Genomic DNA, 24,929 nt, shown 5'->3' with positions numbered 1-24,929 from the left:
GCGCTTGGCGGCACCGCTTTCACGGGCGGCAAGGGAGGGCTTTTCGCCTCGGTCATGGGGCGGGCACTCTGATGCTGTTGCAAAAGGTGCTGTTCTCCAGCGGCGTCGCCTCTTTCTATACCGGGATTTTCCAGGGCGCGGTGCTGATCCTCGCGTGGTCTTCAGCGGTGTGCTGGCGGGCATCGGGCGCGCAGGCCTTGGGAAGCGCTGAGATGAAACAGATGATTACTTCCACTTCAGCCGAAAAATCCTCAGGTTACGCAGCATCCCCGACCGGCGTGGCGCGGCCAGGATCTCACGCGAGACGATCTCGACGCTCGCGGTCTTTGCGATCTGCATCCTCATGCTGCTTGGCTCGCGCTTCATCAGCCCCAATCTCGGCTCATGGGCGCAGGTGCAGACCGTGATGGTGCTGGCCTCCTTCCTCGTGGTCCTTTCGTTCGGCCAGGGGCTGGTGATCCTGACCGGCGGGCTTGACCTGTCACTGCCGGCGCTGATCACCCTTGGCGGGGTGCTGGCGACCAGTCTCGTGGGGGCGGGTAATCCCGGTGCATGGTATCTCCTGCCGCTTGTCGTGGTGATCTGCGCCGGGGTGGGGCTTGCCACCGCCATCGGCGTCGTCTGGCTGAAAGTGCCGCCCTTCATCATGACCATGGCGACCTCGATTATCGTGGCATCGGTCGCGCTTGGCATGACCAAGGGGACGCCGCGCGGGGCCTCGCCCGAAGCGCTGACCTGGCTGATGAAATCGCATCTTGCCGGCGTGCCGCTGCCGGTGGTGTTCGTGATCCTCTTCGTGGCGTTCGGCTGGCTGGTGCAGTCGCGTTCCACGCTTGGCCGCTATCTCTACGCGCTTGGCACCAATCCCGAGGCCGCGCGCATCGCCGGCATCCCGATGCTGACCGCACAGGTGGCGCCCTATGTGATCAGCGCCGCCTGCGCCGGTTTCACCGGCATGATGCTGGCCGGCTATTCGAACGGCGCCACGCTGCGGATGGGTGACAATTACATGCTGCCCTCGATTGCGGCGGTGGTGATCGGCGGTTCGTCGATCCTTGGCGGCTCCGGCTCGTTCCTCGGCACCGTCGGCGGCGCGATCCTGCTGACGACGCTCGGCACCATCATCTCGGCGATCGGGCTGCAATTCGGCCTTCGCACGATCATCGAAGGCACCATCATCCTCGTCGCATTGCTGCTGCTGCGCGACGAGGTGTTCGAGAAGATCCGTGCCCTGGTCCGCAAGGGCTGAGGTCAGGGGAGGGCGGCGCCTGCCTGAGCGGGCGCCGGATGCAGAGACCAACAGATTTTCAGGAGGAGAAACGAAACCATGACCACCACATTCGCGAAACTCTCGCTTTCGGCGCTGGCTCTGGCCACTGCAGGTGTGCTTGCCGCCGGCCCGGCTGCGGCAGAGGGCAAGAAATACAAGATCTATCTCTCACTCTCCTATTCCGGCAACTCCTGGCAGTCGGAGGCGGCGAATATCGTTAAGGCCCTTGCGGCAACAGCGCCCTATAACGAGACGGTTGAGCTGATCGAGGTGATCTCGGGCACTGACCCCCAGGCGCAGATCTCGGCCTATGAGAGCATGATCGAGGATGGTGCCGATGGGATCATCACGTTCCCGATTTCCTCGACCGCGCTGAACCGCACCATCAAACGCGGTTGCGATGAGGGGGTCCTGTTCTTCACCTATGACGCCACCGTCACCGAGCCCTGCGCTTACAATGTCAGCTATATCACCTCGGGCTTTGGTGAGAATTCGGCTCAGGCGCTGGTCAACGAACTGGGCGGCAAGGGCAAGATCTTCCTGTCGCGCGGCGTGCCTGGCAATTCGGTCGACAAGCGCCATACCGATGGCGCGATGCATGTCTTCAACCAGTATCCCGGCATCGAAGTTGTGGCGGAATACTATTCCTACTGGGACGACCGCACCACGCAGCAGGAAACGGCCAAAGCGCTGGCCGCGCATCCGGATGTCGACGGCATCTGGGCCCAGGCCGGTGAATTCGGTGCTATCCAGGCGCTGCTTGATGCAGGCGCCCGTCTTGTCGCGATGACCGGTGAAAACTCGAATGGCTTCCGCCTCGCGCTGGCAGATCCCGACATGCAGGCCAAGGGCCTCAAAGGTGTCTCGGCTGGCTCGCCACCGGCGCAATCGGGCTATGCGTTCAAACTGATGATGGAGATCCTTGAAGGCAAGCGCGAGCTGGAGCCGATGAATATCGAATTCCCGCTGCCCTGGGTGCCGGCTGCCGATGTGAAGATCTGTGAAGGCGAGAAATTCGAGAATGGCTGCAATGCCTTCCCGGCCGACCGCGTGCCGTCTTCCTTCGTCACCCAGGTGCTGGACCCGGTGCTGCTGCCCGAGCTTTCCATCGACTCGGCGCTGAACGGCACCCCGGTTGAGGGCGCAACCATCCAGGCACTGCCCGCAGATGTGCCGGCAGGCGCCAACGAGCCGGGCATCAACTGCCAGGACTGCGAGCCGCCCGCTGATCTCTACAAGCTGACCAAGGTCGAGCCGACCGTTCAGCCCTGACCCTTGTCGCGCCGGCTGAGCCCGGCCCGCAACCCCTGCGCGCGGGGACCGCTCCCGTCCCCGCGCGTGATTTTCCCGACTGGCCACCACACAGGAACCGGACCACCATCATGAGATACCTCAAGCAGGGACAGACGGCCGAAGCGATCTCGGCGAATGATGCCGTCGTTAAGGAAACCGTCGAGACGATCCTTGCCGATATCGAGGCGCGCGGAGATGCCGCCGTGCGCGAGCTGGCAGGTAAATTTGACGGCTATGCGCCGGCAAGCTTCCGCCTCTCAGAGACTGAAATCCAGCAGGCGATTTCAGAAGTTTCGCCCCGCGATCTGGAGGATATCCATTTCGCGCAGACCCAGGTCCGCAACTTCGCAAAGGCGCAGCGCGATTGCCTGAAGGATCTGGAGGTCGAAACTCTGCCGGGCGTCTTCCTCGGCCATCGCAATGTGCCGGTCGAAGCCGTGGGCTGCTATGTGCCGGGTGGTAAATACCCGATGGTCGCCTCGGCGCATATGTCGGTTCTGACGGCCAAGGTTGCCGGCGTGAAGCGGGTGATCGCCTGCGCGCCGCCCTTCCATGGCAAACCGCATCCGGCCATCGTCGCGGCGATGCATTTCGCCGGCGCCGATGAGATCTATTGCCTCGGCGGCGTTCAGGCCATTGGCGCCATGGCGATCGGCACCGAGACCATCGCGCCAGTCGATATGCTGGTCGGCCCCGGCAATGCCTTTGTCGCCGAAGCAAAGCGTCAGCTTTACGGCCGCGTCGGCATCGACCTTTTCGCCGGCCCGACCGAGACGCTGGTGATCGCCGACGACACCGTTGATGGCGAGATCTGTGCGACCGACCTTCTGGGCCAGGCCGAACATGGCCCGACCAGCCCGGCGGCGCTGATCACCACCTCGGAAAAGCTTGCCAATGACACCCTGGCCGAGATCGAGCGCCAGCTTGGCGTGCTCCCGACCGCCGATATCGCGCGCAAGGCCTGGGAGGCTTACGGCCAGGTGATCCTGTGCGACAGTGAAGAGGAGATGCTGAAAGTCGCCGATGATCTGGCCTATGAGCATGTCCAGGTCATGACCCGCGACCCGGATTACTTCCTGAAAAACATGCAGAATTTCGGCGCGCTCTTCCTTGGCCCACGCACCAATGTTGCTTATGGTGACAAGGTGATCGGCACCAATCACACGCTGCCAACCAAAAAGGCCGCGCGCTATACCGGCGGGCTGTGGGTCGGCAAGTTCATCAAGACCTGCACCTATCAGCGCGTCACCACTGACGCCGCTTCGGCGATGATCGGCGAATATGCCTCGCGGCTTTGTATGCTTGAGGGCTTTGCGGGCCATGCAGAACAGGCGAATATCCGCGTTCGCCGCTATGGCGGTTCCAACGCAGCCTGAAGACCGGAGCAAGGGTTATGAGTGACGACAGCAATAAAGGTGGTTCGCGCAAGCGGGTGACGGTCAAGGATCTTGCCCGCTCGCTCGGGATGTCGGTTTCGACCGTCTCGCGCGCCTTCTATCCCGATGCCATCGTTGCCCCGGAAACCCGCCGCCAGGTTCTGGAAGCCGCGGAAGAGATGGGCTACCGGCCCAACCCTTTCGCACGGTCGATGATCACAAGGCGGACGCGAATCGTCGGCCTTGTGGTCGCGGGCATCACCAACCCTTTCTATCCGGAGGTGATGACCCGGCTGACCACAGCGCTCCAGGAGATCGGCATGAATGTCATGCTGGTCTCCGCCGAAGCGCCCGAGCGGATCGATGAGGCGGTGGAACAGGCGCTGACCTATCAGCCTGATCTGATCATCATCCTCGCCGCCACCATGTCCTCGCGCGCGGTGCAGGAATGTACCGCCGCCGGCACCGCCTGTATCTTTTTTAACCGGCTGTCCTCGGACCCGGCCGGGCATGGTGTCACCTGTGACAATATCACCGGCGCCCGCATGGCCGCCGATCACCTGATCGACAAGGGGCACAGGCGGCTTTGCTATGTCGCGGCTTTTCCCGATGCCTCGACCAATATCGAACGCTGGCAGGGCTTTCGCGACCGCGCGCTGGAGCGTGGCCTCTCTGAGCCGCAAAAGGTTGAGGTCGGGAATTTCAGCTATGAGGCCGGGTTCTCGGGCGCCGAGGCCTTCGCCGCGCTGTCGGAGCGCCCGGATGGCGTGTTCTGCGCCAATGATATCGTCGCCATCGGCTTTGTCGAAGGCGTGCGGGCGCGGCTGGGGATCGGGGCCCCGCTTGATATTTCAGTGGTCGGTTTCGATGATATCGCCATGGCCTCGTGGCCATCGCATTCTCTGACAACGATCCCGCAGCCGATTGACCAGATGCTGGCGGTCACCGTCGATCTGGCGGCGCGGCTGGCAGCTGATCCGGGGACGCCGGTCGAATTGCACCGTATCGCCCCGAAACCGCTGATCGAACGTGGCACCACCGCGGGGAGACAAGAATGAGCGGCCATCCCATCTCCCGCCCGCAGGGTGCCGCGCTGTTTGAGCGGCTCGCGGTGCTGCACCGCCCCGATTGCACCGCCCCGATGCAGCCGCCACCCGCTGAGAGCCTGCCTGACGAGGGCGAAATCGCGCGGGCGCTCGCCTCCGACGCTGCCGGGCGCTACGGCATCGCGGCCCGCGCCGTTTTCAACGATCTGCGTCGGCTGGTCGGGCAGCTGGCCGGACTTCTGATCCTCGCGCGGCTCACTTCGCGCCCCGATCACGCCGGTCTGCCCGAGGTGAAAGCCTGCCGCGAGCGCGAGGCGGAGATTGCCGCGCAGCTCGCCGCGCTTGTTGCCCCCGGTCCACTTGGCCCCCATCGCGACCGGCTTGCCGAAAGCGCCGGACTTTGCCGCGCGATCCTTGACGGGCTGGTCGCCTGGCGGGCGGATGCGCCGGGGGGAGACGCCACTTTCGACGCGCTCAATGCGCAGATCCGCCGCGCATATGCCGTGTTGGAAACCTGCGCCGAGACGCGCGCCGGACTGCAGATGATTGATTTCAGCCATGCCTGCTGCGCCTGCGGCGGGCATTGATCCGGGACAGTTCTGGGAGGAAATGATGTCCGACTATTCGATCTGGGTTTGTGAATATTCGTTCGTGAAAGACTATCACAAGAGCGGCGTACTCTATGGCGCCCATAACCAGGGCTATGTGAAGCTTCCCTATTGCTATGTCGTGATCAAGGGCAAGGATCACGTCGCCATGGTCGATGTCGGCTATAATGACAAGGCTTACGGCAAAACGCTGGGCGACCGCTTCAAGGTCGAGAAACTGGCGCAGCCCGCGTGAGGTTCTGGCCGGGATCGGGCTGACGCCGGAAGATGTCGATACCGTCTTCATCACCCATGCGCATTTCGACCATTTCGGCAATGTCGAAGACTTTCCCAACGCCAAATTCTACATCCAGGAGCGCGAGATCGCGAAATGGGTCTGGGCGATGTCGCTGCCCGAGCGGATGCGCTGGATGATGGTCGCGGTCGATCCCGGCGATATCGTGCGCGGGGTGGAGCTGGCACGCGACCGCCGGCTGATCACTGTCAATGGCGCCGTCGAGAATGTTCTGCCGGGGATCGATCTGCATCTGGCCGAAGACAGCCACACCTATGGCTCGATGTGGGTCACGGTCCGGAATGACGGTCAGACACAGACGGCAGACCCCTGGGTGCTGACCGGCGATCTGGTCTATGTCTTTGAAAACGTGAAAGGCCCGGGGGCTGCTGTCGATGCTGGCGAGATCTATGTGCCGGTCGGCCTCGCCGTCGGCAGTCAGACCAATCTGGTGCTGGCGACGGAAGAGATGATGAAGCAGGCCGGCTATGACGCTCATCGTGTGATCCCGGTCCATGAGGAGCGGCTGCGCGACACCTTCCCCTCGCGAATCACCAAAGACGGGCTGCGCATCTCGGAAATCTGCCTCGCCGATGGTGAGGCCTCGAAAGTCGCATGATGTCAGGAAAAGCTGTAATAGGGATTGTCGGGGCCGGGCTGGTCGGCTCCGGCTGGGCGGTGGTCTTCGCCCGCGCCGGGCATCAGGTGCTGGTGTTTGATCCGTCGCCCGAGGTCCGTGCGAAGGTGATCCCCTGGGCGCAGACCGCGCTGAACGACCTGGCTGAGGTTGGGCTGGCCGATGATGCAGGCGCCGCGCTGGCGAAGATCAGCGTGGTGGAAAGCCTGTCGCAAGCCGTCAGCCCCGCCGATTATATCCAGGAATCTGTCTTTGAGCGGGTGGATGTGAAGACAGAGGTCTGCCGTCAGATTGGCCCGCTGCTGAAGGCAGGCGCGGTGGTTGGCTCGTCCTCATCGGGGATCCCGGCCTCGGCTTTCACCGAAGACTGTGCGAACCGCAATCGCTTCCTGATCTCGCATCCGGTCAACCCGCCGCATCTGGTGCCGGTGGTGGAGCTGGTGCCGGCGCCCTGGACCGACGTGGATGCCGTCACCTCGACCCGCGCGCTGATGGAGGCGGTGGGTCAGGTCCCCGTCTCGCTGACGCGCGAGATTGAGGGCTTTGTGTTGAACCGCCTGCAAGGCGCGCTGCTGAACGAGGCCTGGGCGCTTTATGACGCGGGCTATGCGACGGCGGCGGATATTGATGCGACTGTGGCACATGGGCTCGGCCTGCGCTGGTCTTTCATGGGGCCGTTCGAGACCATCGACCTCAACGCGCCGGGCGGGGTGGTCGATTACGCAGCGCGGCTCGGGCCGCTCTATCATTCCATCGCTGAGTCCCGTCGCGACCCGCAGCCCTGGTCCGCTGACCTTATCGCCCGCATCTCCGCCGAGCGCCGTGCGGCGCTGCCGGAGGGCGAGCTTGCGGCCCGCAGGGCCTGGCGCGACGGGCGCCTGACGCGGCTCGCCGCTTTCAGGGCGCGGGAAGGCGCGAAATGAAGATCGACCTTACAGGCAAACGCGCCTTCGTCACCGGCGCGACCGGCGGGCTCGGGCGCGCCATCACCATCGGACTCGCAGCCTCGGGCGCGCGGGTGGCACTTGGCTATAACAGTGCCGCAGCCGGGGCGGAGGCGCTGGCGGCTTTGATGCCGGGCGAGGGGCATCTGCCTTTGCGCGCACCGGTCACCGACAGCGCCGCGCTGGCAGAGGCGGCGGCAGAGATCCGCGCGGCGTTTGGCGGGCTGGATATTCTGGTGAACTGCGCCGGCATCACGCGTTTCGTGCCGCATGACGATCTTGACGCGCTGGAGGATCAGATCATCGACGATATCCTTGCGGTGAATGTGCGCGGTGTGGTCGCCACCACCCGCGCCATGCGACCGATGCTGGATGCGTCCGACCGGGGCGCGGGCGGCAAGGCAGTGATCGTCAACATCTCCTCGATCGCGGCCCGGACGGGGATGGGATCGAACATCGTCTATTGCGCGTCAAAGGCGGCGGTCGACAATATGACGCTGTCGCTCGCGCGGGCGTTGTCGCCGAAGATCCGGGTGCTTTCGGTGGCGCCGGGGCTGGTCGATACCGATTTCGTCAAATCACTGAGCCAGGACTGGCGCGACGAGCAGGCCGCGCGCACGCCGCTTGGCGCTCTGGCGCAGCCGGAGCATATCGCCGATGCAGTGGTCGCGGCGGCGGGGCTTCTGACCTATTCGACCGGCGCGGTGATCGCCGTGGATGGCGGCAGACCGCTCGGCTGAGGCCGGGCCTTTTAACGGAGAAGATGATGACCCGGACGGGTGCTGTGGCCGTGATCGGTCTTGGCTCTATGGGGCGTGGCGCGGCTTTGTCGCTCTTGCGCGCCGGGCTGGAAACCCATGCCTTTGATATCCGCCCCGAGGCGCGGGCGGATTTCGCCGCGCAGGGCGGTTGCGCCCATGAGACCGCTGTTGCGGCAGTCGCGGCGGCGGAGGTGGTCTTCCTTTTCGTCGTCAATGCCGATCAGGCCGAAGACGTGCTGTTCGGCACCGGCCAGGCGGTCGCGGCGGCACAGTCTGGTACCGTCTTCGCGGTCTCGGTGACGCAGGACCCGGCGCGGGCCGAAGATCAGGCGCGCCGGTTGCGCGAGGCCGGGATGCTGCCGCTGGACGCCCCGGTTTCAGGTGGTTCCGCGAAGGCGCTGGCGGGCGAGATGAGCGTGATGGCTTCTGGCCCCGAAGCGGCGTTCCTCAAGGCCGGCCCGGCGCTTGACGCGATTGCGGGCAGGGTCTTCCGGCTGGGCGCGGCACCAGGGGCCGCGTCAAAGATGAAGATGATCAACCAGTTGCTGGCTGGGGTGCATATTGCGGCTGCGGCCGAGGCGATGGTGCTGGCGCGCGCCGCCGGCCTCGATCTGCATGAGGTGATCGGGGTGATCGGCGATTGCGCCGGGATGAGCTGGATGTTTGGCAACCGCGCGCCGCATATCGCCGATGGCGATTATACGCCGCATTCGGCGGTGGATATTTTCGTCAAGGATCTCGGCATCGTGACCGGCGCGGCTTTGGGCTTGGGGCCAGCGTGCCGCTTTCCGACAGCGCACTTGCCCTGTTCCGTGAAGCCGCAGGTGCCGGGCTCGGGCGTGAGGATGATGCGGCAGTGGCGAAGGTGCTCGCCGCGCGGGCCGGAATCACGCTGCCCGGCAGCGGGGGCTGATCGGGATGCGCTTTTCTGCCAATCTCGGGTTTCTCTGGGCCGATCTGCCACTCCCCGAGGCGATCCGCGCCGCCGCACAGGCCGGCTTCGACGCGGTCGAATGCCACTGGCCTTATGAGACACCGTCGGCCCAGGTGAAGGCGGCGCTGGAGGAGACCGGGCTGCCGATGCTCGGCCTCAACACGCGGCGCGGGGCGTCGGGTGAGAACGGGCTGGCGGCGCTTCCCGGGCGCGAGGCAGAGCGCGCGGATGCGATCCTCGAAGCGCTCGCCTATGCCGATGCGATTGGCGCCGGGGCGGTACATGTGATGGCCGGGATCGCTTCCGGGCCGGAGGCCGATGCTGCGTTCCGCGCCAATCTTGCCTTTGCCTGCGCGCGGGCAGGCGGTCGTACCATTCTGATCGAGCCGCTGAACCCCTATGATGCGCCGGGGTATTTCCTCAACAGCGCCGAACAGGCAGCGTCTATCATTGAAGGCCTCGGCCATCCGCCGCTGAAACTGATGTTCGACTGCTATCACCTGCAGATCTGCGGCGGTGATATCTGCCGGCGGTTCGAGCGCCTGCTGCCGCTGATTGGTCATGTCCAGATCGCCTCGGTCCCTGACCGGGGCGCACCTGATCATGGCGAGCTGGATTATCGCGCGGTGCTCGCGCGGATCGGCGCGCTTGGCTGGACGGCACCCATCGGGGCGGAATACCGGCCCGGCAGGACGACTGCTGAGACGCTGTGCTGGCTGCCCGCCTTCCGCGAAATCCCCGTCAGCGCCTGAGAAAGCCTGTCAGCAGATCGGCGCCGCCGAAACCGCCGGATTTCGAGACCAGCAAACGCCCGTCGAACCGGCCGCCGATGACGCGCGAAACAGGGATGCCCGGACCGGCCTCGCCGATACAGTCGAGGGCTTCGGTGCCGGTCTGAGCAAGAACAAGGCTCAGACAATCTCCGCCGGTCACGAAAATCGCGCCGGCGCCGCCGGGCTGCAGACGCGAGAGGCTGTCGCGCAGCCGCGCATGGGTCTCGCGCGCATCAGCGCTGAGCTGCACCGGGTCCAGCAGGACAGGTCTCGCGCTGTCGGCGTCGAGCCCGGCCCCTGATGCGGGACGGATCAGGGGGCAAGCGCTGCCGCCTGCGCGCGGGTGGCGGGATGCGCTGTCCCGAGGATGAAAAGCCCGACCTCTGGGCGCGGCAGGGGCGATGAGGGGGCGGCCAGCGCCTCGGCCAGCCCCCGGCTTCCTGCCCAGAGCGTGCCTTGCATCCCGGTCCAGGGGCGGATGGCTGCGCGCAGTTCCGCCGCGTTCTGCGCATCCGGCACATGGATTTCGCGCTCGGGCGCCAGCCTGGCAAAAGCCGCGCGCAGATCGCCTTGTGCGGTCTCGCGCCAGGTCCCGCCGTCCAGCACCAGCTGGCGCCCTTCCCTGGTGATCCGGCCCATTTCGGGGAAGGCCGGCGCAAAGATGCAACGCGCGAAACCGCCGGCTGCCATCATCGCCAGCGTCTCGGCCAGCGGGTGGCCGCGCAGCACGCTGTCGACCTTCTTGAACCAGAGCGCCGACGGGTCCGCCATCCGGCGCGCGGCATCGCGCACCAGCCCACAGGCGAGCGGTTCCGCCAGATCGCGGCTTTCGGTGCTGTGGCTCAGCGCAGGCGTATCGCCGCCGGCTGACAGCGTCAGCCGCACCGGCGCGGCCTCGCGTGCAAAGGGCGCCGCCGCATCCAGCGCGCCGGTCAGATCATCCGCGATCAGCCGCAGCCTCACGGCAGTGCCGCCAGATCGACCTGGGGAATAGCATGTTGCAGCACCGCCAGCTGATCAAGCCCCAGCCGGTCATCCGTCACCAGCCGGTCCAGCTGTCGCAGCAGACCAAAGCTGCAAAAGGCGCGTGAGAAGATCTTCGAGCTGTCCGCCAGCAGCACTGGCCGGTCGGCGGCGGCAAGGATCACGCGTTTGAGCTGTGCCAGCTCGACCGAAGTGTCCGACATCTCGGTCTCGCTGACCGCATGGGCACCGACGAAAGCCAGATCGGCGCGCAGCCGCCGCATCAGATCGAGCGTATCCGCCCCCATCAGCGTGCCGGAACCGGGGCGCAGCTCTCCCCCGGCGACGATCAGGCGGATCTGCGGCGCCTCCGCCAGCGTCGCGGCGATTGCGAGATCATTGGTGACGGCGGTAAAGGCCGTGCCGCTGTCGCGCGCCGCCCGCGCCGCCGATGCCGTGGTGGAGCCGCTGTCAAAGATCGCGGTCATGCCGGGGCGGATCAGCTGCGCGGCCTCGCGCCCGATTGCTGCCTTTGCCCCGCTTTCCAGCTCGGAAGCGATGGCGCGGCCGAGCTCTGGCCCGGCACGCAGACTGCCGGTCAGCAGGGCGCCGCCGCGTGTGCGTTCCAGATGCCCGGCCTCAAAAAGCATGTCGACATCGCGGCGCAGCGTCGAGACGGAGACCCCGAGCGCGGCTGACATCTCTTTCAGCCCCGCTGCCCCGTCACGGCGCAGGAATTCGATGATCCGGGCCTGGCGCAGGGCTGGCAGCATGGGCTTCTTTCCGGTGCGGTTGGGTTGCGGGCTATTCTGGAATGGCCCGGCGAATATTTCAATACATTCCACATTGTGCCGGAAAATACTTCCAATATCTTTCATATGATGTCAAAAGATTTCAGTTCGATGCAGCCCGAGGTTCCAATGTCCCGCCCGCTTCTTGCTATCACGCTTGGCGATCCCGCCGGAATCGGCCCGGAAATCACGCTGCGCACGCTGGCGCATCTGCAGGACAGGCTGGATCAGGGCGCCTTCGCACTGGTGGTGATCGGCGATCCCGGCGCGCTCGCCCTGGCGGCGGAGGTCACCGGATTGCAGCCACCGCCGGTGATCAGCGAGGCGCAGCTTGCCGGGCTGCAAGGGGCCGCGATCCTGCCGACCCCGGCGCCGGACGCTGAGATCCGCTGGGGTGAGATCACGGCTGCGGCGGGGGAGCAGGCCTATCAGGCCATCGCCATCGCAGTGCGCCTCGCCATGGCGGGTCGGATTGACGGCATCGTTACCGCGCCGCTGAACAAAGAGGCGCTGAACCTCGCCGGGCGCCACTATGCCGGACATACCGAGATGCTCGCCGATCTGACCGGAGTGAAGGGCAGTGTGATGATGCTGGCGCATGGTGGCATGCGGGTCAGCCATGTTTCGACCCATTGCGCACTGGAGGAGGTGCCGGGACGCGCCACGGCGGCCCGCATCTGCCATGTAACGGATCTGACGCTGGCGACGCTGAGGCGGATGGGGATGACGGCGCCCCGCGTGGCCATCGCCGCGCTGAACCCGCATGCCGGCGAAGGAGGGATCTTCGGGCGTCATGATATCGACGTGACGGCGCCGCTGGTTGCGGAATACCAGGCGAAGGGCGAGAAAGTCTTCGGGCCGGTCCCCGGCGATACGGTCTTCGTGCGGCTGCGCGGCGGGGATTTCGACGCGGTCGTGGCGATGTATCACGACCAGGGCCATATCCCGGTGAAGCTCTTAGGCTTCGCGGTTGACCCGGCCACCGGGCGCTGGACGGCGCTGAACGGGGTGAATGTGACCCTCGGCCTGCCGGTGATCCGCACCTCGGTCGACCACGGCACTGCCTTTGACATTGCCGGCAAGGGCATCGCCGAGGCATCAAGCCTGATCGAGGCGGTGGATTACGCCCTCACGATGATATGAGCAATATCGTCCTGGAAACCCGTTTTCGGGGTTGGTTTCCGCCTGACCTGTTTTTGTGATCCGTCCCAATCGCTCCTGCTCTCCGAAGGAGTGCTGACGTGGAACAGGTCCAGGCCAGACGGCGAAGCCGCAGCCTCGCCGGCAGGGTCTGCGAGCGCTTCGCCGTTTCGGCGCCACCAGCAGGCCGATATCTCGTGCCGGTCACAACGCCCGGATTGAAGGGGGTTGCAGCGTCCGCGGCCTGGTCTCAGCTGGCAACGCATGATTTCGAACAGTCATCAGTGAAGGCTCCACGCGCCTGAGCAAACCATGCGGTTTGCCCAGGCGGTGCCTGTCGAAATATGTCGATCCGGCGGGCGGGCTGACCGGATCAGCGGCGGATGAAGGGGTTCGGGATTTCAACCCCCGTCGAGAGCCAGACACTTTTCAGTTCAACATATTCCATGATGCCGGTCATGCCCCCCTCGCGACCGATGCCGCTCATCCCAAAGCCACCAAAGGGCGAGGTGATCGAGGTGGAGCGGTAGTTGTTCACCCAGACCGTGCCGGCACGGATCTTTTCCGTCATGCGCAGACCGCGGGCGAGGTCGCGGGTCCAGACCCCTGCGGCCAGACCGAAGATGGTGTCATTGGCGATCTGCACTGCCTCTTCCTCATCTTCAAACGGGATGATCGAAAGGACGGGGCCGAAGACTTCTTCCTGCGCGATCCGCATCGAATTTTTCACGTCGGTGAAAATCGTGGGTTCATAGAACAGCCCGTTGGGCCAGTCTGCGACAGCGGCACGTTTTCCGCCGCGCACCAGCTTTGCGCCCTCGGCGGTGGCGATGGCGACATATTCCTCGATCTTTGCCAGCTGCGGCGCGGTTGAGATCGGCGCGATCTGGGTGTCGGGGTTCGATGGGTGGCCGAAGCGGATATCCTTCAGGAAGTCCACCAGCCTTTCCACAAAGCGATCATGGATGGACCGCTGCAGCAACAGGCGCGAACCTGCCACGCAGGTCTGGCCTGAGGCCGCAAAGATCCCTGCAACCGCACCTTTGATCGCCTGATCCAGATCGGCATCCTCGAAGATGATGTTCGGAGATTTGCCGCCCAGCTCCAGCGTGACCCGTTTCATGGCGCGGGCGGCCTGTTCGTTGATGATCCGCCCTGCGACCGGCCCACCGGTAAAGGCGATGCGCTCGACCTTCGGATGCGCGACAAGGGCCTCGCCCATCTCGTGGCCATAGCCGGTCACCACATTGACCACACCTTTCGGGAAGCCGGCCAGCTCTACCAGTTTCGCGAATTCCAGCGTCGAGGCCGAGGTGAATTCCGACGGTTTCAGCACCACAGTATTCCCCGCCGCAAGCGCCGCCGCGAGCTTAAAGCTCATCAGGGGCAGGGGCGAGTTCCAGGGCATTATACAGGCTACGACGCCCAGGGGTTCATAGCGCGTGTAGTTGATTACCCCGGGCTTGTCGGTCGGGATGGTTGCGCCCTGCAATTTGTCCGCCATGCCGCCATAGTAATAGTAGTAATTCGGCAGGTAGCTCATCTGGACGGTCAGCTCGGCAATCAGCTTGCCGTTATCCTTCATCTCCAACTGGGCAAGCCAGGCGGCGTTTTCAGCAATCAGATCGCCGAGCTTGCGCAGCAGCGCGCCGCGCGCCGTGGCAGAAAGTCCACGCCAGGCGGGATCGTTGAACGCGCGATGGGCGGCCATGACGGCGCGGTCGACATCCTCATTCTGGGCGCGGGCGATGGTGGACCAGACTTTGCCAGAGACCGGATCGGTCGATTCGATTCGGCCGCCCGAAGCTGCGGGCGTGAAGGCGCCGTCGATATAGAGCTGGTATTCGACAATGCCATCGCGGGCCGGGGTCGGACGGATGGCGGGATTGGCGGCCTGCGGCTGGAAGGGCCCGGTCGGGTCGGAGAGAGGCATGGCAACCGTCCTGTTTTGCGTGGCAAATGTATTATAGTGGCTACAATATAGCTTAAGATATATCTGCCCTGCAAGATGCTGTCTCTGCTGTCATGGCCGCTTCCGCAGGCTGGCGACATGCCCGAAGCAAAATCTGCTTGCCAAATACATAAATGTATTATTATTGCTACTATATAAACTATCCGGCGCCATGCGACCTGATGACCGCAGAAAGCGCCTGATTCCGGATAGCGATAATGGGCCGGTGTGTCGCCTGCCCTCTGACAGGAGAGTGACCAAAATGAGAGAAAAGAGGCTCCGGAACTCCGTCCTGCTGGCATTGCCGCTGGCACTCGGCTTTGCTGCAGGGGCGCAGGCGCGCGACCTTGTGATCATCGGGCCGGGCGGTGGCTATCAGGATGCGGCGCGCGAGACGCTGTTCAAGAGCTTTACCGAGGCGACGGGAATCAAGGTCAAGGATGATGCGTCCGATGGCGAGCTGGCCAAGATCTATTCCATGGTCGAAGCCGGTCAGGTCACCGAAGACATCCAGATGATCGGCGAGCCGGAACTGTTGCGCGGCTGTGAAGACGGGATCTTCGAGGCCGTCGACTATGATATTGTTAAAAAAGATAAGTTCATCGACGGAACCGCACTGGAATGTGGGGTTGGCGGCGCGGGCTGGGGCGCGGCTGTCTTCTATGACAAGTCGAAACATGCCGCCGGACCGCAAAGCTTCGCGGAGTTCTTCGATGTTGAGAAATTCCCCGGCAAGCGTTCACTGCGCTCTACCGCTCAGATGACGCTTGAGGCGGCGCTGCTCGCGGATGGCGTGCCGTCTGCCGAAGTCTACGAGGTTCTCGCCACGGAAGAGGGCGTGGCCCGTGCTTTCGCCAGGCTTGATACGCTGAAAGGCCATGTCGTCTGGTGGAATACCGGCGCGCAGCCTTTGCAATTCGTCGGCAGCGGCGAGGTCGACTTCGCGCTGGCCTTCACCGGTCGTATCCTGCGTGCGATGAGCGAAGACAAGAAAGACTACCAGCTCGACTGGAACACGCTGATCTATTCGGTCGATTACTGGGCAGTGGTCGCCGGTTCGCCGAAGAAAGATGAGGCGATGAAGATGCTGGACTGGATCACAGATGTCGGCCCGTTGCGCGAACAGGCGAAAATCTGGCCAATCTCGCCGGCGAACAAAGAGGTGAACGAGGATCCGGTCATCCGCGAAAGCAATCCGGGTATGGTTCTGAACCACACCGATGAAGGCCTTCGGATCAATACCGAATTCTGGGTTATCCATGGTGAGGATCTGGAAGCGCGGTTCGCGGCCTGGGCTGCGCGCTGAACACTGAATGAACCGGCAGGCGCGCGCTTCAGGACGCGCCTGCCAGAACTGACTGCGGGGCGCGGGTGGCGAAGTGAACAAAACGACCGTTTCATGGCTGCTGATTGCGCCACTTTTATTGCTGATCCTGATCGGCTTCGTCATTCCGATCGGGGTTTCGATCAAACGGGCCTTTGACAGCCCCGAAATAAGCATCGCCCTGCCGCGCACGACTCTGGCGCTTGACGCCTGGGACGGTGAGGGGATGCCCTCCGAAGAGGCCTTCGCGGCGCTTGTCGCCGATATGGGGGCAGGGCTCGACAATCGCGCTTTCGGGGCGTTAACGCGGCGGCTGAATTTTGAATCGACCGGGCTGCGGTCGACGCTGACAAAGACCCGGTCCGGGGCGGATAAGCTGGAGGCGCCTTTCGCGACCTCGCTTCCTGAAATTGCCCCGGAATGGGGGAAGCCACAGATCTGGCGGCTGCTGAAACTCCATGGCAGCCCCTATACCGCCACTTATGTGCTGCGGGCGCTGGATCTGCGCTATAATGACAACGGCGCCATAGTGCCGGTCAGCGAGGATCAGGCAATCTTTCGCAGCCTGTTTCTGCGCACCTTCCTCATCAGCGCGGCGGTGACCCTGATTACCGTGGTGATTGGCTATCCCGCCGCCTGGTATCTCTCGACCCTCACGGGGCGTGGCAAGGCGATAGCGATGATGTGCGTGCTGATCCCGTTCTGGATCTCGATCCTCGTGCGCTCGACCGCATGGTTCATCCTGTTGCAGCGCGAGGGCGTGATTAACGGTCTGCTGAGCGCGGCCAGTCTGATCTCGGAGCCGAAGGCGATCATTTTCACAAGGCCAGCGGTCTATATCGCGATGGTCCATGTGCTGCTGCCCTTCTTCATCCTGCCGCTGCTGAGCGTCATGGCGCGGATCAAAGGTGACTATGTTCGGGCGGGTGCCTCGCTCGGGGCGAAGCCCTGGCAACAGTTTCTGCTGATCTACCTGCCGTTGACGCTGCCTGGTCTCAGTGCCGGTGCGCTGATCGTCTTCATGCTCTCCGTGGGCTTTTACATCACACCCGCGCTGGTCGGCGGCATCACTGATCAGATGATTGGCTACTATATCGACTATTTCACCAATAACACGATCAACCAGGGCATGGCGGCGGCGCTTTCCTTCCTGCTTTTGCTCTTTACCGGGCTGATCCTGCTGGTGGCAGGGCGGCTGATGCCCTCGCTGGGCAAGGGAAAGAGCTGAGCCATGATGCTTGCAATCCGTATCTTCGCGATCTTCGTCTTTGCCTTTCTGGTGCTGCCGATCCTCGTGATTTTCCCGCTTTCCTTTTCATCGGGCGAGGTGCTGACGCTGCCGACCCCGGGCTGGTCGCTGCGCTGGTACGAGGATTTCTTCCATTCGCCGCGCTGGCTGCTTGCAACATGGAACAGCTTTGTCATCGGCATCGCCACCATGTTCCTCGCCACCACGCTGGGCACTCTGGCGGCCTTCGGCCTGCATATGTCCGAGTTTCGCGGCAAGAAAATCGTGATCGCAACGCTGTCTTTGCCGATGGTGGTGCCGACCATCGTCATCGCCTCATCGCTGTTCTTCGGCTTTGCCACGGTGGGGCTGACCAACTCGCGCACGGGTCTGATCATCGCCCATACAATCATCGCAGCGCCCTATGTGGTGATCACCGTGCTGGCGGCCGTACAGACCTTCGACAACTCGCTGTTGCGCGCAGCAATGTCGCTCGGCGCTGGCCCTTTCACGGCCTTTGTCGAGGTGGTGCTGCCGATGATCATGCCGGGTGTCATTGCCGGGGCGATCTTTGCTTTCGCCACGTCGTTTGACGAACTGATCATCGCGATCTTCCTTTCCGGGCCGGAACAGCTCACCCTGCCGCGCCAGATGTTCTCTGGTCTGCGCGAAATGCTCAGCCCGACCATCGCGGCGGCAGCGGTGCTGATGATCCTCTTCTCAACCGCCATGCTGATCGTTGCGGAAGTCGTTCGCGCCCGCAGCGAAAGCATCCGCCGCTAGTTCTTCGTTCTCACCGGCCACAGCCGTCAGGAAATGCCTATGTCTTCCCAAGACCCCTCTCAGCCGTTCGTCCGTTTTCGTGATGTGTGCAAGAGCTATGACGGCTCTGTCCAGGTGGTCGATCACCTGAATCTCGACATTGCCGAAGGCGAGTTTCTGACGTTGCTCGGCCCTTCGGGATCGGGCAAGACAACCACCCTGATGATGCTTGCGGGCTTTGAGAAACCGTCCTCGGGCGAAGTGATCTTTGACGGCAAGCGCATCAACGAAACCCCGACCTATGCCCGCAATTTCGGCATGGTCTTCCAGAATTATGCGCTGTTTCCGCATATGACCGTGGCGCAAAACCTGGCCTTTCCGCTCCGGATGCACAAATTCGCAAAGCATGAGATCGAGGCGCGGGTGAACCGGGCGCTGGATATGATCCGGCTCGACAAGGTGGCGGATCGCCGTCCGGTGCAGCTTTCGGGCGGCCAGCAGCAAAGGGTTGCCCTCGCGCGCGCGCTGGTGTTCGAGCCGAAGATGGTCTTGCTGGATGAGCCGCTGGGCGCGCTTGACAAGCAACTGCGCGAACATATGCAGCTTGAGATCCGCGAGCTGCATGAAAAGCTGGGCCTCACCATGCTTTACGTGACGCATGACCAGTCCGAGGCGCTGACAATGTCGGACCGGGTCGCGATCTTCAATGAGGGCCGCATTCAGCATATCGGCCCGCCGGATGAGGTCTATGACCGGCCCCAGACCGCTTTTGTCGCCCGGTTCATGGGCGAGAATAACGTCATCACCGGCAAGGTCAGCGGCAGAGATGCTGATACCGTGACGGTGCGGACAGCGGCAGGCACCGAAATCCTGACAACCGCGACCGGATCCCAGTCGGACGGCGCGGATGTGCAGGTGCTGGTGCGCCCCGAACATATCCGGCTTGGGGCGGAAGAGGGCGCCCCGAACCGCTTCGCCGCCCATATCCGCGATGTGATTTACCACGGCGACCATTTCCGCGCGGTGATGGAGGTCGCAGGGATCGGCCCCATGACCGCCTATGTGCCGCGTGGTCTTGGCAAGAAACGTCCGGCAGCGGGTGATGACGTTGCAATCAGCTGGAAAGCCATTCGTGCGCTGACTTTCGCGACAGATGAGAAGGTGCGGTAAATGAATATTCGAAACGAGGTGACCATGGCAGAGCCCGCTTTTGTAACCGCTGCCCGTGAACACCGCGCCCGCGCGCTGAAAACTGTTGCCTTTGGCTGCTCCTCGACCCCGAGAGGACGCCAGTTGCCGGCGCCACTGGTGGCGGCCCGCGCCGAAGGCGCGCATCTGTGGGATATTTCCGGTGCGCGTTTCATCGATTACGCGCTTGGCTATGGGCCGCTGATCCTCGGGCACAGTCCGCAAGGGGTGATCGGGCGGTAAAGTCTTCGCTAGATCTCGGGCTCAGGACCGCGACCATCCACCAGGGCGAGGCGGAGCTGGGTGAGCTGATCGCACAGACGCTCCCCTCGGCTGAAGTCAGCGCCTTTGCCAGCTCGGGTTCTGAGGCGATCCAGCTGGCGCTGAGGATTGCCCGCGCTGCGACTGGGCGCACGCGGATCGTGAAGTTTCGCGGCAATTATCATGGCTGGTTCGATACGATCCAGATTGCGGGTATGCGGGCAATGACGGGCCGGATACGCTGGGCCAGGACCCGGCAGCGGCCGCTTCGGTCACGGTGCTGGACTGGGGCAATCTGGATCAGCTGCGCGCGGTGCTGGATGACACATTCGCCGCCGTTATCCTTGAGCCTGTTGCGATCAATGGCGGCTGTTTCATGCCGCCGGCCGGCTACCTTGAGGGGCTGCGCGACCTGACACGCGAAAAGGGCGTGGCGCTGATTTTCGACGAGGTGATTTCGGGGTACCGGCTGGGGACCGGCGGCGCGCAGGCGCTGGTAGGTGTGACGCCTGATCTCTCAGTGATCGGCAAGGCGATGGGGGCGGGGTTCCCGATCAGCGCTGTCGCCGGCAGCCGCGCTGCGATGGAGCCGGTGGCCTCGGGCCGGATGCTGCATCGTGGCACCTTCAATGGCAATCCGGTGTCAGTTGCGGCCGCTGTGGCCTGTATCCGCGAACTGATCGCGCGCCAGGATGAAATATTCCCGCGCATGGAAGCGCAGGGCGCGGATCTCGAAGCCCATATCCGCGAGACCGCCCGCGAGGCGGGATTGCCGCTTTCGGTGGCGCGTACCGGCTCTGCGTTGCAGATCTTCCTCGGGATTGATCAGGTCTCGGGCCTTGGTGATCTGCGCGGATCGACCGCGCCGCGACCGCAGCTTTCTGTGGCGAGCTGTTGCTTGCAGGTGTGCAGACCATCTCGCGAGGGCTTCTTTATCTTTCGGCGACGCATTCGGATGACGACATTGCCCTCACCAAAGCGGCTGTTACCAGGGCCATTGCCTTTGCCTCCGGTCGAACCGCCTGAACACGCGGCCTGCACCGCGACAAGCAAGAAAAAAGGCGGCCTGTATCAGGGCCGCCTTTCGTGTTTTAAGCGCGGACGCGCAGCCATCAGACCTCGCGGCGGGGCAGACCCTTCATATAGTCCAGCACCTCGGCGGTGGGGATCACATCGGCATATTTGCAGTTCATGTCGAAGAGGTTGATCGCATGGCTCGCCTCGAAACGGTCGAAGGCGGTTTCCTCCGGTATGATCACCTTGAAATTGTAGGAATACGCGTCAACCGTGGTCGCCCGCAGACAGCCAGATGTCGTGCAGCCGGTCATGATCAGCGTATCGACATCAAGGAAATTCAGGTGGCTCATGAAGAGCGTGCCGAAAAAGGCCGAGGGTTTGCGCTTGCCGATCAGGATATCCTGCGGCTGCGGCGCAAGCGGCGCGACGGTCTGGGTCGCATGGCTGCCTTCGGTCGAGGTCTTTTCGCCACCACGGTGGTTCTTGCCGACCTGAACACCGCTGTCGAGCATATCGGGGCGCCGCTCTGACTGCGTATAGAACACCGGCAGGTTCTTTTCGCGCGCCATCTTCAGCAGCGGCTCGATCCGGTTTACCGCTTCCCAGCCCGCCGGGCCGCAATGGGTGCGGTATTTCTTCACGCCCTCAATCTGCGATTCACCGGGTTCGTCGCCACAGAAATTATACTGCACGTCGATGATGAAAAGCGCGGGCCGTTTGCCAAATCCGCCGCGCTTGCCATATCCGGCGAGCTGGTAGATTTCCTTGTCATGTTCGGTGAGGAATTTATCCCAGACCCGTTCCGTCATTTCACGCTTTCCCTGCAGTTCTGAAAATGTATTCACCGCCGGCCTCGATGCCGGGCAGGACCTTGCCGCCCTCGGCAATCAGCCGGCCTTTCAGGACGGTTGCGGTTACCGCCCCTTTCAGTTTGCGCCCGGCCCAGGGCGTATAGTCGGAATGCGATTCCAGCTGGTCCGGATCGACCAGCGTCTCGCCATCCAGATTGACAATTGCGAAATCGGCGCTGTAACCCGGTGCGATACGGCCCCGGCCCGCCAGATTGTAAAGATCCGCCACATTCGCGCTGGTTGCCGCCGCCAGCACGTCCAGACCGACGCCGCGCCGGTGCCAGCCCTCGTCCAGCAAGACCGGCAAGAGCGTCGCGATCCCCGGGAAACCTGCGCTCGCAGTCCAGATGCCGCCGTCTTTGGTCGCGGCTTTGCGGGGCACATGGTCAGATCCGATGGTGCTGATCTCGCCCAGCCGCACCCCTTCCCAAAGCGCGTCGATATCGGCCTGCGACCGCAGGGGCGGGTTCACCTTGGCCAGGGCTCCGCTGGCATCGTCATGCGAGAGCGAGAGGTAATGCGCGCAGGTCTCGACATGGATCGGTGCCCTGTCGGGCCGGCGCAGACGGCGCACGATGTCGAGGCTTTCCCGGCAGACATATGCACGATATTGACCGGGCAGCCGGTTTTCTCGCCAAACCAGCAGACGCGGAAGACGTTCTCGGTTTCCAGAAAGCCGGGGCTCTGTTCATCCAGGCTCTCAGATCGTCGCGCCCGGCCTCGCGCAGCGGTTCGCGGAAGACGGGAATGACTTCGGTATTCTCGCAATGCACGCCTACCACGGCGCCAGGGATCTTTGCCCCGGCCTGCAGCGCGCGGAACAGCAATGCGTCATCGACCTCGCCAAAGCCTTTGGCGGCCCCGGCGGCGCCCTTATACATCAGATAGACCTTGATCGAGGTCACCCCGAACCGCGCCGCATTCTCTGCCAGCGTCTCGACATGGGCGCGGCTGGTGACCCCGAAATGAAACCCGAAATCAATGATCGAGCGCGCTTCACCCGCCTCGCGCCACGGTCCGGTCGACTGCGCCAGATCGTCCGAGCGGTGGAAGGTCATCATCCCGGTCACCCGCCAAGCGCGGCGGACCGGCTCTCGGTCAGGAAGTCGGCTTCTTTTGCGCCAAAGCCGATATGGGTATGGGGGTCGATCACGCCGGGGAAGACGTGTTTTCCCTTGCAGTCGATCACACGGACGGCCGTCGCGCTCTCGCCCGGCGCCAGCAGCGCGGCAATGCGCCCGCCGGTGACCGCGACCGAGGCGTCGACAAGGCCGGTGCCGGGGATCACGAGGGTTCCGTTTTTCAGGATCAGGTCAAAATGCATCGAAACCTCAGGAGACAGGGGCAAGCAGGCGGTCAAACAGCCGCGGGAAGATACCACCGGCGGCCAGTAGCGCCCGCTCATCGGCACCGTGAAGATCGGCGGTCAGGCTGAAGCGGATCTCGCTGCCATCCGGCGCGGTGGCGGTGACGCGGATCGGATCTCCGGTCCTGATCGCCGCGTGAAGGCCGTCAATGGCAAAGCTTTCCTCACCGCTCAGCCCGAGGCTTTCATGGCTCTCGCCCTCCTGGAACAGCGCGGGAAGGATCCCCATGCCGATCAGGTTAGAGCGGTGAATGCGTTCGTAATTCTGTGCCATCACCAGCGAGACCCCAGCAAAGCCGGGCCTTTCGCGGCCCAGTCGCGGCTGGACCCCATGCCATAATCGCGCCCGGCGAGGATGATCGTTGGAACCGAAGCCGCGCGGTAGCGCATGGCAGCGGTATGGATCGGCATCTCTGCGCCTTCGGGCAGGTGACGGGTCCAGCCGCCCGGACGGCTGACAAGGCGGTTGCGGATGCGCGGATTGGCAAAGGTCGCCCGGGCCATAACCTCATGATTGCCGCGCCGCTGCGTATAGGCGTTGAAGGCGCTGACCGGCACGCCCAGGCTGGCCAGATACTCACCGGCAAGCGTATCTGCGGTGATCTCGCCCGATGGGGTCACATGGTCCGTGGTCAGGCTGTCGCCAAAAACCGCCAGTGCGCGGGCCGCATCGAGACGGTCCGGAACTGAGCGACGGGTTTCCAGGAAATCCGCGTCAAAGAAGGGTGGGCGGGAGATATAGGCCGATGCCTTATCCCAGTGGAAGAACGGGCCCTCCGGTGTCTCCAGCGCCTGCCATTCCTCGGTGCCCTGCGCGATCGTTGCGTAGTTCTGACGATAATCATCCGGGCGGAGCGCCGTTGCACTGAGCGCCGCCAGTTCCTCTTCGCCCGGCCAGATATCGGCAAGATAAACCGGCTTACCCGCCTGATCGTGGCCCAGCGGCTCACGCGTCAGGTCAATGTCGATCCGTCCTGCCAGCGCATAGGCCACAACCAGCGGCGGCGAGGCGAGATAGGCGGCCTGGACGGCCTTATGGGTGCGGCCTTCAAAATTGCGGTTGCCGGACAGCACTGCAGTGGCGACCATGCCCTCCGCGCTGACCTGGTGCTGGATGCCGGGGTCAATCGGGCCAGACTTGCCGGAACAGGTGGTGCAGCCAAAGCCGACCGTATGAAAGCCCAGCTCATCCAGCGGTTTGAGAAGCCCGGCCGCTCCGAGGTAGCTGAGCGCGACCCGCGAGCCCGGCGCCATCGAGGTCTTCACGCCTTTTGCGGTTCTCAGCCCGCGCGCGACCGCGGCACGGGCCAGAAGCCCTGCGCCCAGCATCAGCGTCGGGTTGGACGTATTGGTGCAGGAGGTGATCGCCGCAATGGCCAGGCGGCCATGATCGGGATGCGGCCCGGCCTCGAACCCGCCCGCCGATGCGGGGAGAGAAAGCCCCGCACGAAACGCATCCGCGACCTGTGACAGAGCCAGTCTGTCCTGCGGGCGGCGCGGTCCCGCAAGCGAGGGCTCGACCTCGGACAGATCAATCTCAAGCAGGTCGGAAAATTCCGGCTCCGGCGCCCCGTTGTCGCGAAACAGGCCGAGGCGGCGCGCAACGGCTTCGACCTGAGCGATATGCTCCTCGTCGCGGCCCGTCTGACGCAGATAGTCGAGGGTCAGGCGGTCGATCGGAAAATAGCCGCAGGTCGCCCCATATTCCGGCGCCATATTGCACAGGGTCGCGCGTTCCGGGACCGCGAGGTGATCAAGCCCCTGGCCGGTAAATTCGACAAAGGCCCCTACGACATTCAACGCGCGAAGGCGCTGCGTCAGGGTCAGAACCAGGTCGGTCGTGGTGACACCCGGCCTCAGCGCGCCGGTCAGCTTCACACCGGTGACGCGCGGGATCGTGACGCGGTAGCGTTCGCCGACAAGGGCGGCCTCGGCATCAATACCGCCAACGCCCCAGCCAAGCACGCCGAGGGCATTGATCATCGGGGTGTGGGAATCGCAGCCCAGCACGAATTCCGGATGCCCGTCCTCCGTGACGACCCGCGCGAGATGTTCCAGATGCACCTGGTGGATGATGCCCATACCAGGCGGGATAACCCGCAGCTTTTCAAAGGCCCGCTGCGCCCAGCGAAAGACCGTGTAGCGCTCGGCATTGCGGCGGAATTCCATCT

Annotated in this window: 25 protein-coding genes and 3 pseudogenes; 18 read left to right on the top strand and 10 right to left on the bottom strand. The window is 63.8% G+C overall.

What is annotated here, in order from left to right:
- Window positions 1-343 precede the first annotated feature (343 nt).
- The 11 genes and pseudogenes from QNO18_RS20245 (at window position 344) to QNO18_RS20195 (ending at window position 9,895) form a co-directional block, all read left to right on the top strand.
- Window positions 344-1,249 carry an ABC transporter permease gene (locus QNO18_RS20245; RefSeq protein WP_283179331.1) on the top strand — a complete coding sequence of 302 codons (906 nt, stop codon included), beginning with the start codon at window positions 344-346 and terminating at the stop codon, window positions 1,247-1,249.
- A 78-nt stretch (window positions 1,250-1,327) separates the two neighbouring features.
- Window positions 1,328-2,542, top strand: a complete 1,215-nt coding sequence (locus QNO18_RS20240; RefSeq protein ID WP_283179330.1) for a sugar ABC transporter substrate-binding protein — start codon at window positions 1,328-1,330, stop codon at window positions 2,540-2,542.
- Window positions 2,543-2,652: 110 nt separating this feature from the next.
- Complete coding sequence (gene hisD, locus QNO18_RS20235) at window positions 2,653-3,939, top strand: histidinol dehydrogenase (RefSeq protein ID WP_283179329.1); 1,287 nt, start codon at window positions 2,653-2,655, stop codon at window positions 3,937-3,939.
- A gap of 17 nt (window positions 3,940-3,956) precedes the next feature.
- Window positions 3,957-4,997 (top strand): LacI family DNA-binding transcriptional regulator, encoded by a 1,041-nt coding sequence (locus QNO18_RS20230; protein WP_283179328.1) that lies wholly within the window; start codon window positions 3,957-3,959, stop codon window positions 4,995-4,997.
- Window positions 4,994-5,572, top strand: a complete 579-nt coding sequence (locus QNO18_RS20225; RefSeq protein ID WP_283179327.1) for a hypothetical protein — start codon at window positions 4,994-4,996, stop codon at window positions 5,570-5,572. Before QNO18_RS20230 ends, QNO18_RS20225 begins: the two co-directional genes overlap by 4 nt.
- Before the next feature lie 25 nt (window positions 5,573-5,597).
- Window positions 5,598-5,828 carry a hypothetical protein gene (locus QNO18_RS20220; protein ID WP_283179326.1) on the top strand — a complete coding sequence of 77 codons (231 nt, stop codon included), beginning with the start codon at window positions 5,598-5,600 and terminating at the stop codon, window positions 5,826-5,828.
- The gene (locus QNO18_RS20215; protein WP_283179325.1) at window positions 5,761-6,486 is read left to right on the top strand and encodes an MBL fold metallo-hydrolase; all 726 of its coding nucleotides are present in this window, start codon (window positions 5,761-5,763) and stop codon (window positions 6,484-6,486) included. The genes QNO18_RS20220 and QNO18_RS20215 overlap by 68 nt, the downstream gene beginning before the upstream one ends.
- Window positions 6,486-7,427, top strand: coding sequence for a 3-hydroxyacyl-CoA dehydrogenase (locus tag QNO18_RS20210; RefSeq protein WP_283179324.1), 942 nt, complete (start codon window positions 6,486-6,488; stop codon window positions 7,425-7,427). The genes QNO18_RS20215 and QNO18_RS20210 overlap by 1 nt, the downstream gene beginning before the upstream one ends.
- Window positions 7,424-8,188 carry an SDR family oxidoreductase gene (locus tag QNO18_RS20205; protein WP_283179323.1) on the top strand — a complete coding sequence of 255 codons (765 nt, stop codon included), beginning with the start codon at window positions 7,424-7,426 and terminating at the stop codon, window positions 8,186-8,188. The genes QNO18_RS20210 and QNO18_RS20205 overlap by 4 nt, the downstream gene beginning before the upstream one ends.
- Before the next feature lie 26 nt (window positions 8,189-8,214).
- A pseudogene (ltnD, locus tag QNO18_RS20200) lies at window positions 8,215-9,122 on the top strand (L-threonate dehydrogenase).
- A gap of 5 nt (window positions 9,123-9,127) precedes the next feature.
- Window positions 9,128-9,895: a TIM barrel protein gene (locus QNO18_RS20195; RefSeq protein ID WP_283179322.1), complete on the top strand. Its 768-nt coding sequence runs from the start codon at window positions 9,128-9,130 to the stop codon at window positions 9,893-9,895.
- On the opposite strand, the gene QNO18_RS20190 is transcribed toward QNO18_RS20195, so the two are convergent.
- From QNO18_RS20190 to QNO18_RS20180, 3 genes are all read right to left on the bottom strand, one after another.
- Window positions 9,885-10,166, bottom strand: a complete 282-nt coding sequence (locus tag QNO18_RS20190; RefSeq protein WP_283179321.1) for a nucleotide-binding domain containing protein — start codon at window positions 10,164-10,166, stop codon at window positions 9,885-9,887. The genes QNO18_RS20195 and QNO18_RS20190 overlap by 11 nt on opposite strands.
- A gap of 62 nt (window positions 10,167-10,228) precedes the next feature.
- On the bottom strand, window positions 10,229-10,879 hold the full coding sequence (locus QNO18_RS20185; RefSeq protein WP_283179320.1) for a four-carbon acid sugar kinase family protein: 651 nt from the start codon (window positions 10,877-10,879) through the stop codon (window positions 10,229-10,231).
- Complete coding sequence (locus QNO18_RS20180) at window positions 10,876-11,652, bottom strand: DeoR/GlpR family DNA-binding transcription regulator (protein WP_283179319.1); 777 nt, start codon at window positions 11,650-11,652, stop codon at window positions 10,876-10,878. Before QNO18_RS20180 ends, QNO18_RS20185 begins: the two co-directional genes overlap by 4 nt.
- A 147-nt stretch (window positions 11,653-11,799) precedes the next feature.
- On the opposite strand from QNO18_RS20180, the gene pdxA reads away from it, so the two are divergent.
- Window positions 11,800-12,813: a 4-hydroxythreonine-4-phosphate dehydrogenase PdxA gene (pdxA, locus tag QNO18_RS20175; protein WP_283179318.1), complete on the top strand. Its 1,014-nt coding sequence runs from the start codon at window positions 11,800-11,802 to the stop codon at window positions 12,811-12,813.
- Between the two features lie 42 nt (window positions 12,814-12,855).
- Here pdxA and QNO18_RS20170 read toward each other — a convergent pair.
- Together QNO18_RS20170 and QNO18_RS20165 are read right to left on the bottom strand one after the other, a co-directional pair.
- Window positions 12,856-12,954: pseudogene (locus tag QNO18_RS20170) on the bottom strand (IS110 family transposase); the annotation flags it as partial.
- Between the two features lie 229 nt (window positions 12,955-13,183).
- Window positions 13,184-14,743, bottom strand: coding sequence for an aldehyde dehydrogenase (locus QNO18_RS20165; protein ID WP_283179317.1), 1,560 nt, complete (start codon window positions 14,741-14,743; stop codon window positions 13,184-13,186).
- Between the two features lie 280 nt (window positions 14,744-15,023).
- Between QNO18_RS20165 and QNO18_RS20160 the strand changes: the two genes are divergently transcribed.
- The 6 genes from QNO18_RS20160 (at window position 15,024) to QNO18_RS20135 (ending at window position 20,731) form a co-directional block, all read left to right on the top strand.
- Entirely contained in the window at window positions 15,024-16,067 is a 1,044-nt protein-coding gene (locus QNO18_RS20160) for an extracellular solute-binding protein (protein WP_283179316.1), read from the top strand.
- A 73-nt stretch (window positions 16,068-16,140) separates the two neighbouring features.
- Entirely contained in the window at window positions 16,141-17,313 is a 1,173-nt protein-coding gene (locus QNO18_RS20155) for an ABC transporter permease (RefSeq protein ID WP_283179315.1), read from the top strand.
- Between the two features lie 3 nt (window positions 17,314-17,316).
- The gene (locus QNO18_RS20150) at window positions 17,317-18,096 is read left to right on the top strand and encodes an ABC transporter permease (protein ID WP_283179314.1); all 780 of its coding nucleotides are present in this window, start codon (window positions 17,317-17,319) and stop codon (window positions 18,094-18,096) included.
- A gap of 39 nt (window positions 18,097-18,135) precedes the next feature.
- On the top strand, window positions 18,136-19,245 hold the full coding sequence (locus tag QNO18_RS20145; protein ID WP_283179313.1) for an ABC transporter ATP-binding protein: 1,110 nt from the start codon (window positions 18,136-18,138) through the stop codon (window positions 19,243-19,245).
- Complete coding sequence (locus QNO18_RS20140) at window positions 19,246-19,506, top strand: hypothetical protein (protein WP_283179312.1); 261 nt, start codon at window positions 19,246-19,248, stop codon at window positions 19,504-19,506.
- 295 nt (window positions 19,507-19,801) lie between these two features.
- Window positions 19,802-20,731: an aminotransferase class III-fold pyridoxal phosphate-dependent enzyme gene (locus QNO18_RS20135; protein ID WP_283179311.1), complete on the top strand. Its 930-nt coding sequence runs from the start codon at window positions 19,802-19,804 to the stop codon at window positions 20,729-20,731.
- Here the strand turns inward: QNO18_RS20135 and QNO18_RS20130 are convergent.
- The 5 genes and pseudogenes from QNO18_RS20130 to acnA all read right to left on the bottom strand — a co-directional run bounded on the left by QNO18_RS20130 (window position 20,637) and on the right by acnA (window position 24,927).
- On the bottom strand, window positions 20,637-21,350 hold the full coding sequence (locus QNO18_RS20130; RefSeq protein ID WP_283179310.1) for an isochorismatase family protein: 714 nt from the start codon (window positions 21,348-21,350) through the stop codon (window positions 20,637-20,639). The genes QNO18_RS20135 and QNO18_RS20130 overlap by 95 nt on opposite strands.
- A 1-nt stretch (window position 21,351) precedes the next feature.
- Window positions 21,352-21,966, bottom strand: a complete 615-nt coding sequence (locus QNO18_RS20125; RefSeq protein WP_283179309.1) for an amidohydrolase family protein — start codon at window positions 21,964-21,966, stop codon at window positions 21,352-21,354.
- A complete protein-coding gene (locus QNO18_RS20120) occupies window positions 21,890-22,450 on the bottom strand; it encodes a hypothetical protein (protein WP_283179308.1) in 561 nt (186 codons plus the stop codon). Before QNO18_RS20120 ends, QNO18_RS20125 begins: the two co-directional genes overlap by 77 nt.
- Before the next feature lie 8 nt (window positions 22,451-22,458).
- A complete protein-coding gene (locus tag QNO18_RS20115; protein WP_283179307.1) occupies window positions 22,459-22,716 on the bottom strand; it encodes a hypothetical protein in 258 nt (85 codons plus the stop codon).
- Between the two features lie 7 nt (window positions 22,717-22,723).
- Window positions 22,724-24,927 (bottom strand): annotated as a pseudogene (gene acnA, locus QNO18_RS20110) (aconitate hydratase AcnA).
- Between the last annotated feature and the right edge of the window lie 2 nt (window positions 24,928-24,929).

Origin of the sequence: Gemmobacter sp. 24YEA27 (assembly GCF_030052995.1) — a bacterium.
Lineage (GTDB): Bacteria > Pseudomonadota > Alphaproteobacteria > Rhodobacterales > Rhodobacteraceae > Pseudogemmobacter.
The sequence above is the reverse complement of the archived record's forward strand: the minus strand, read 5'-3'. Positions and strand labels throughout refer to the sequence as shown.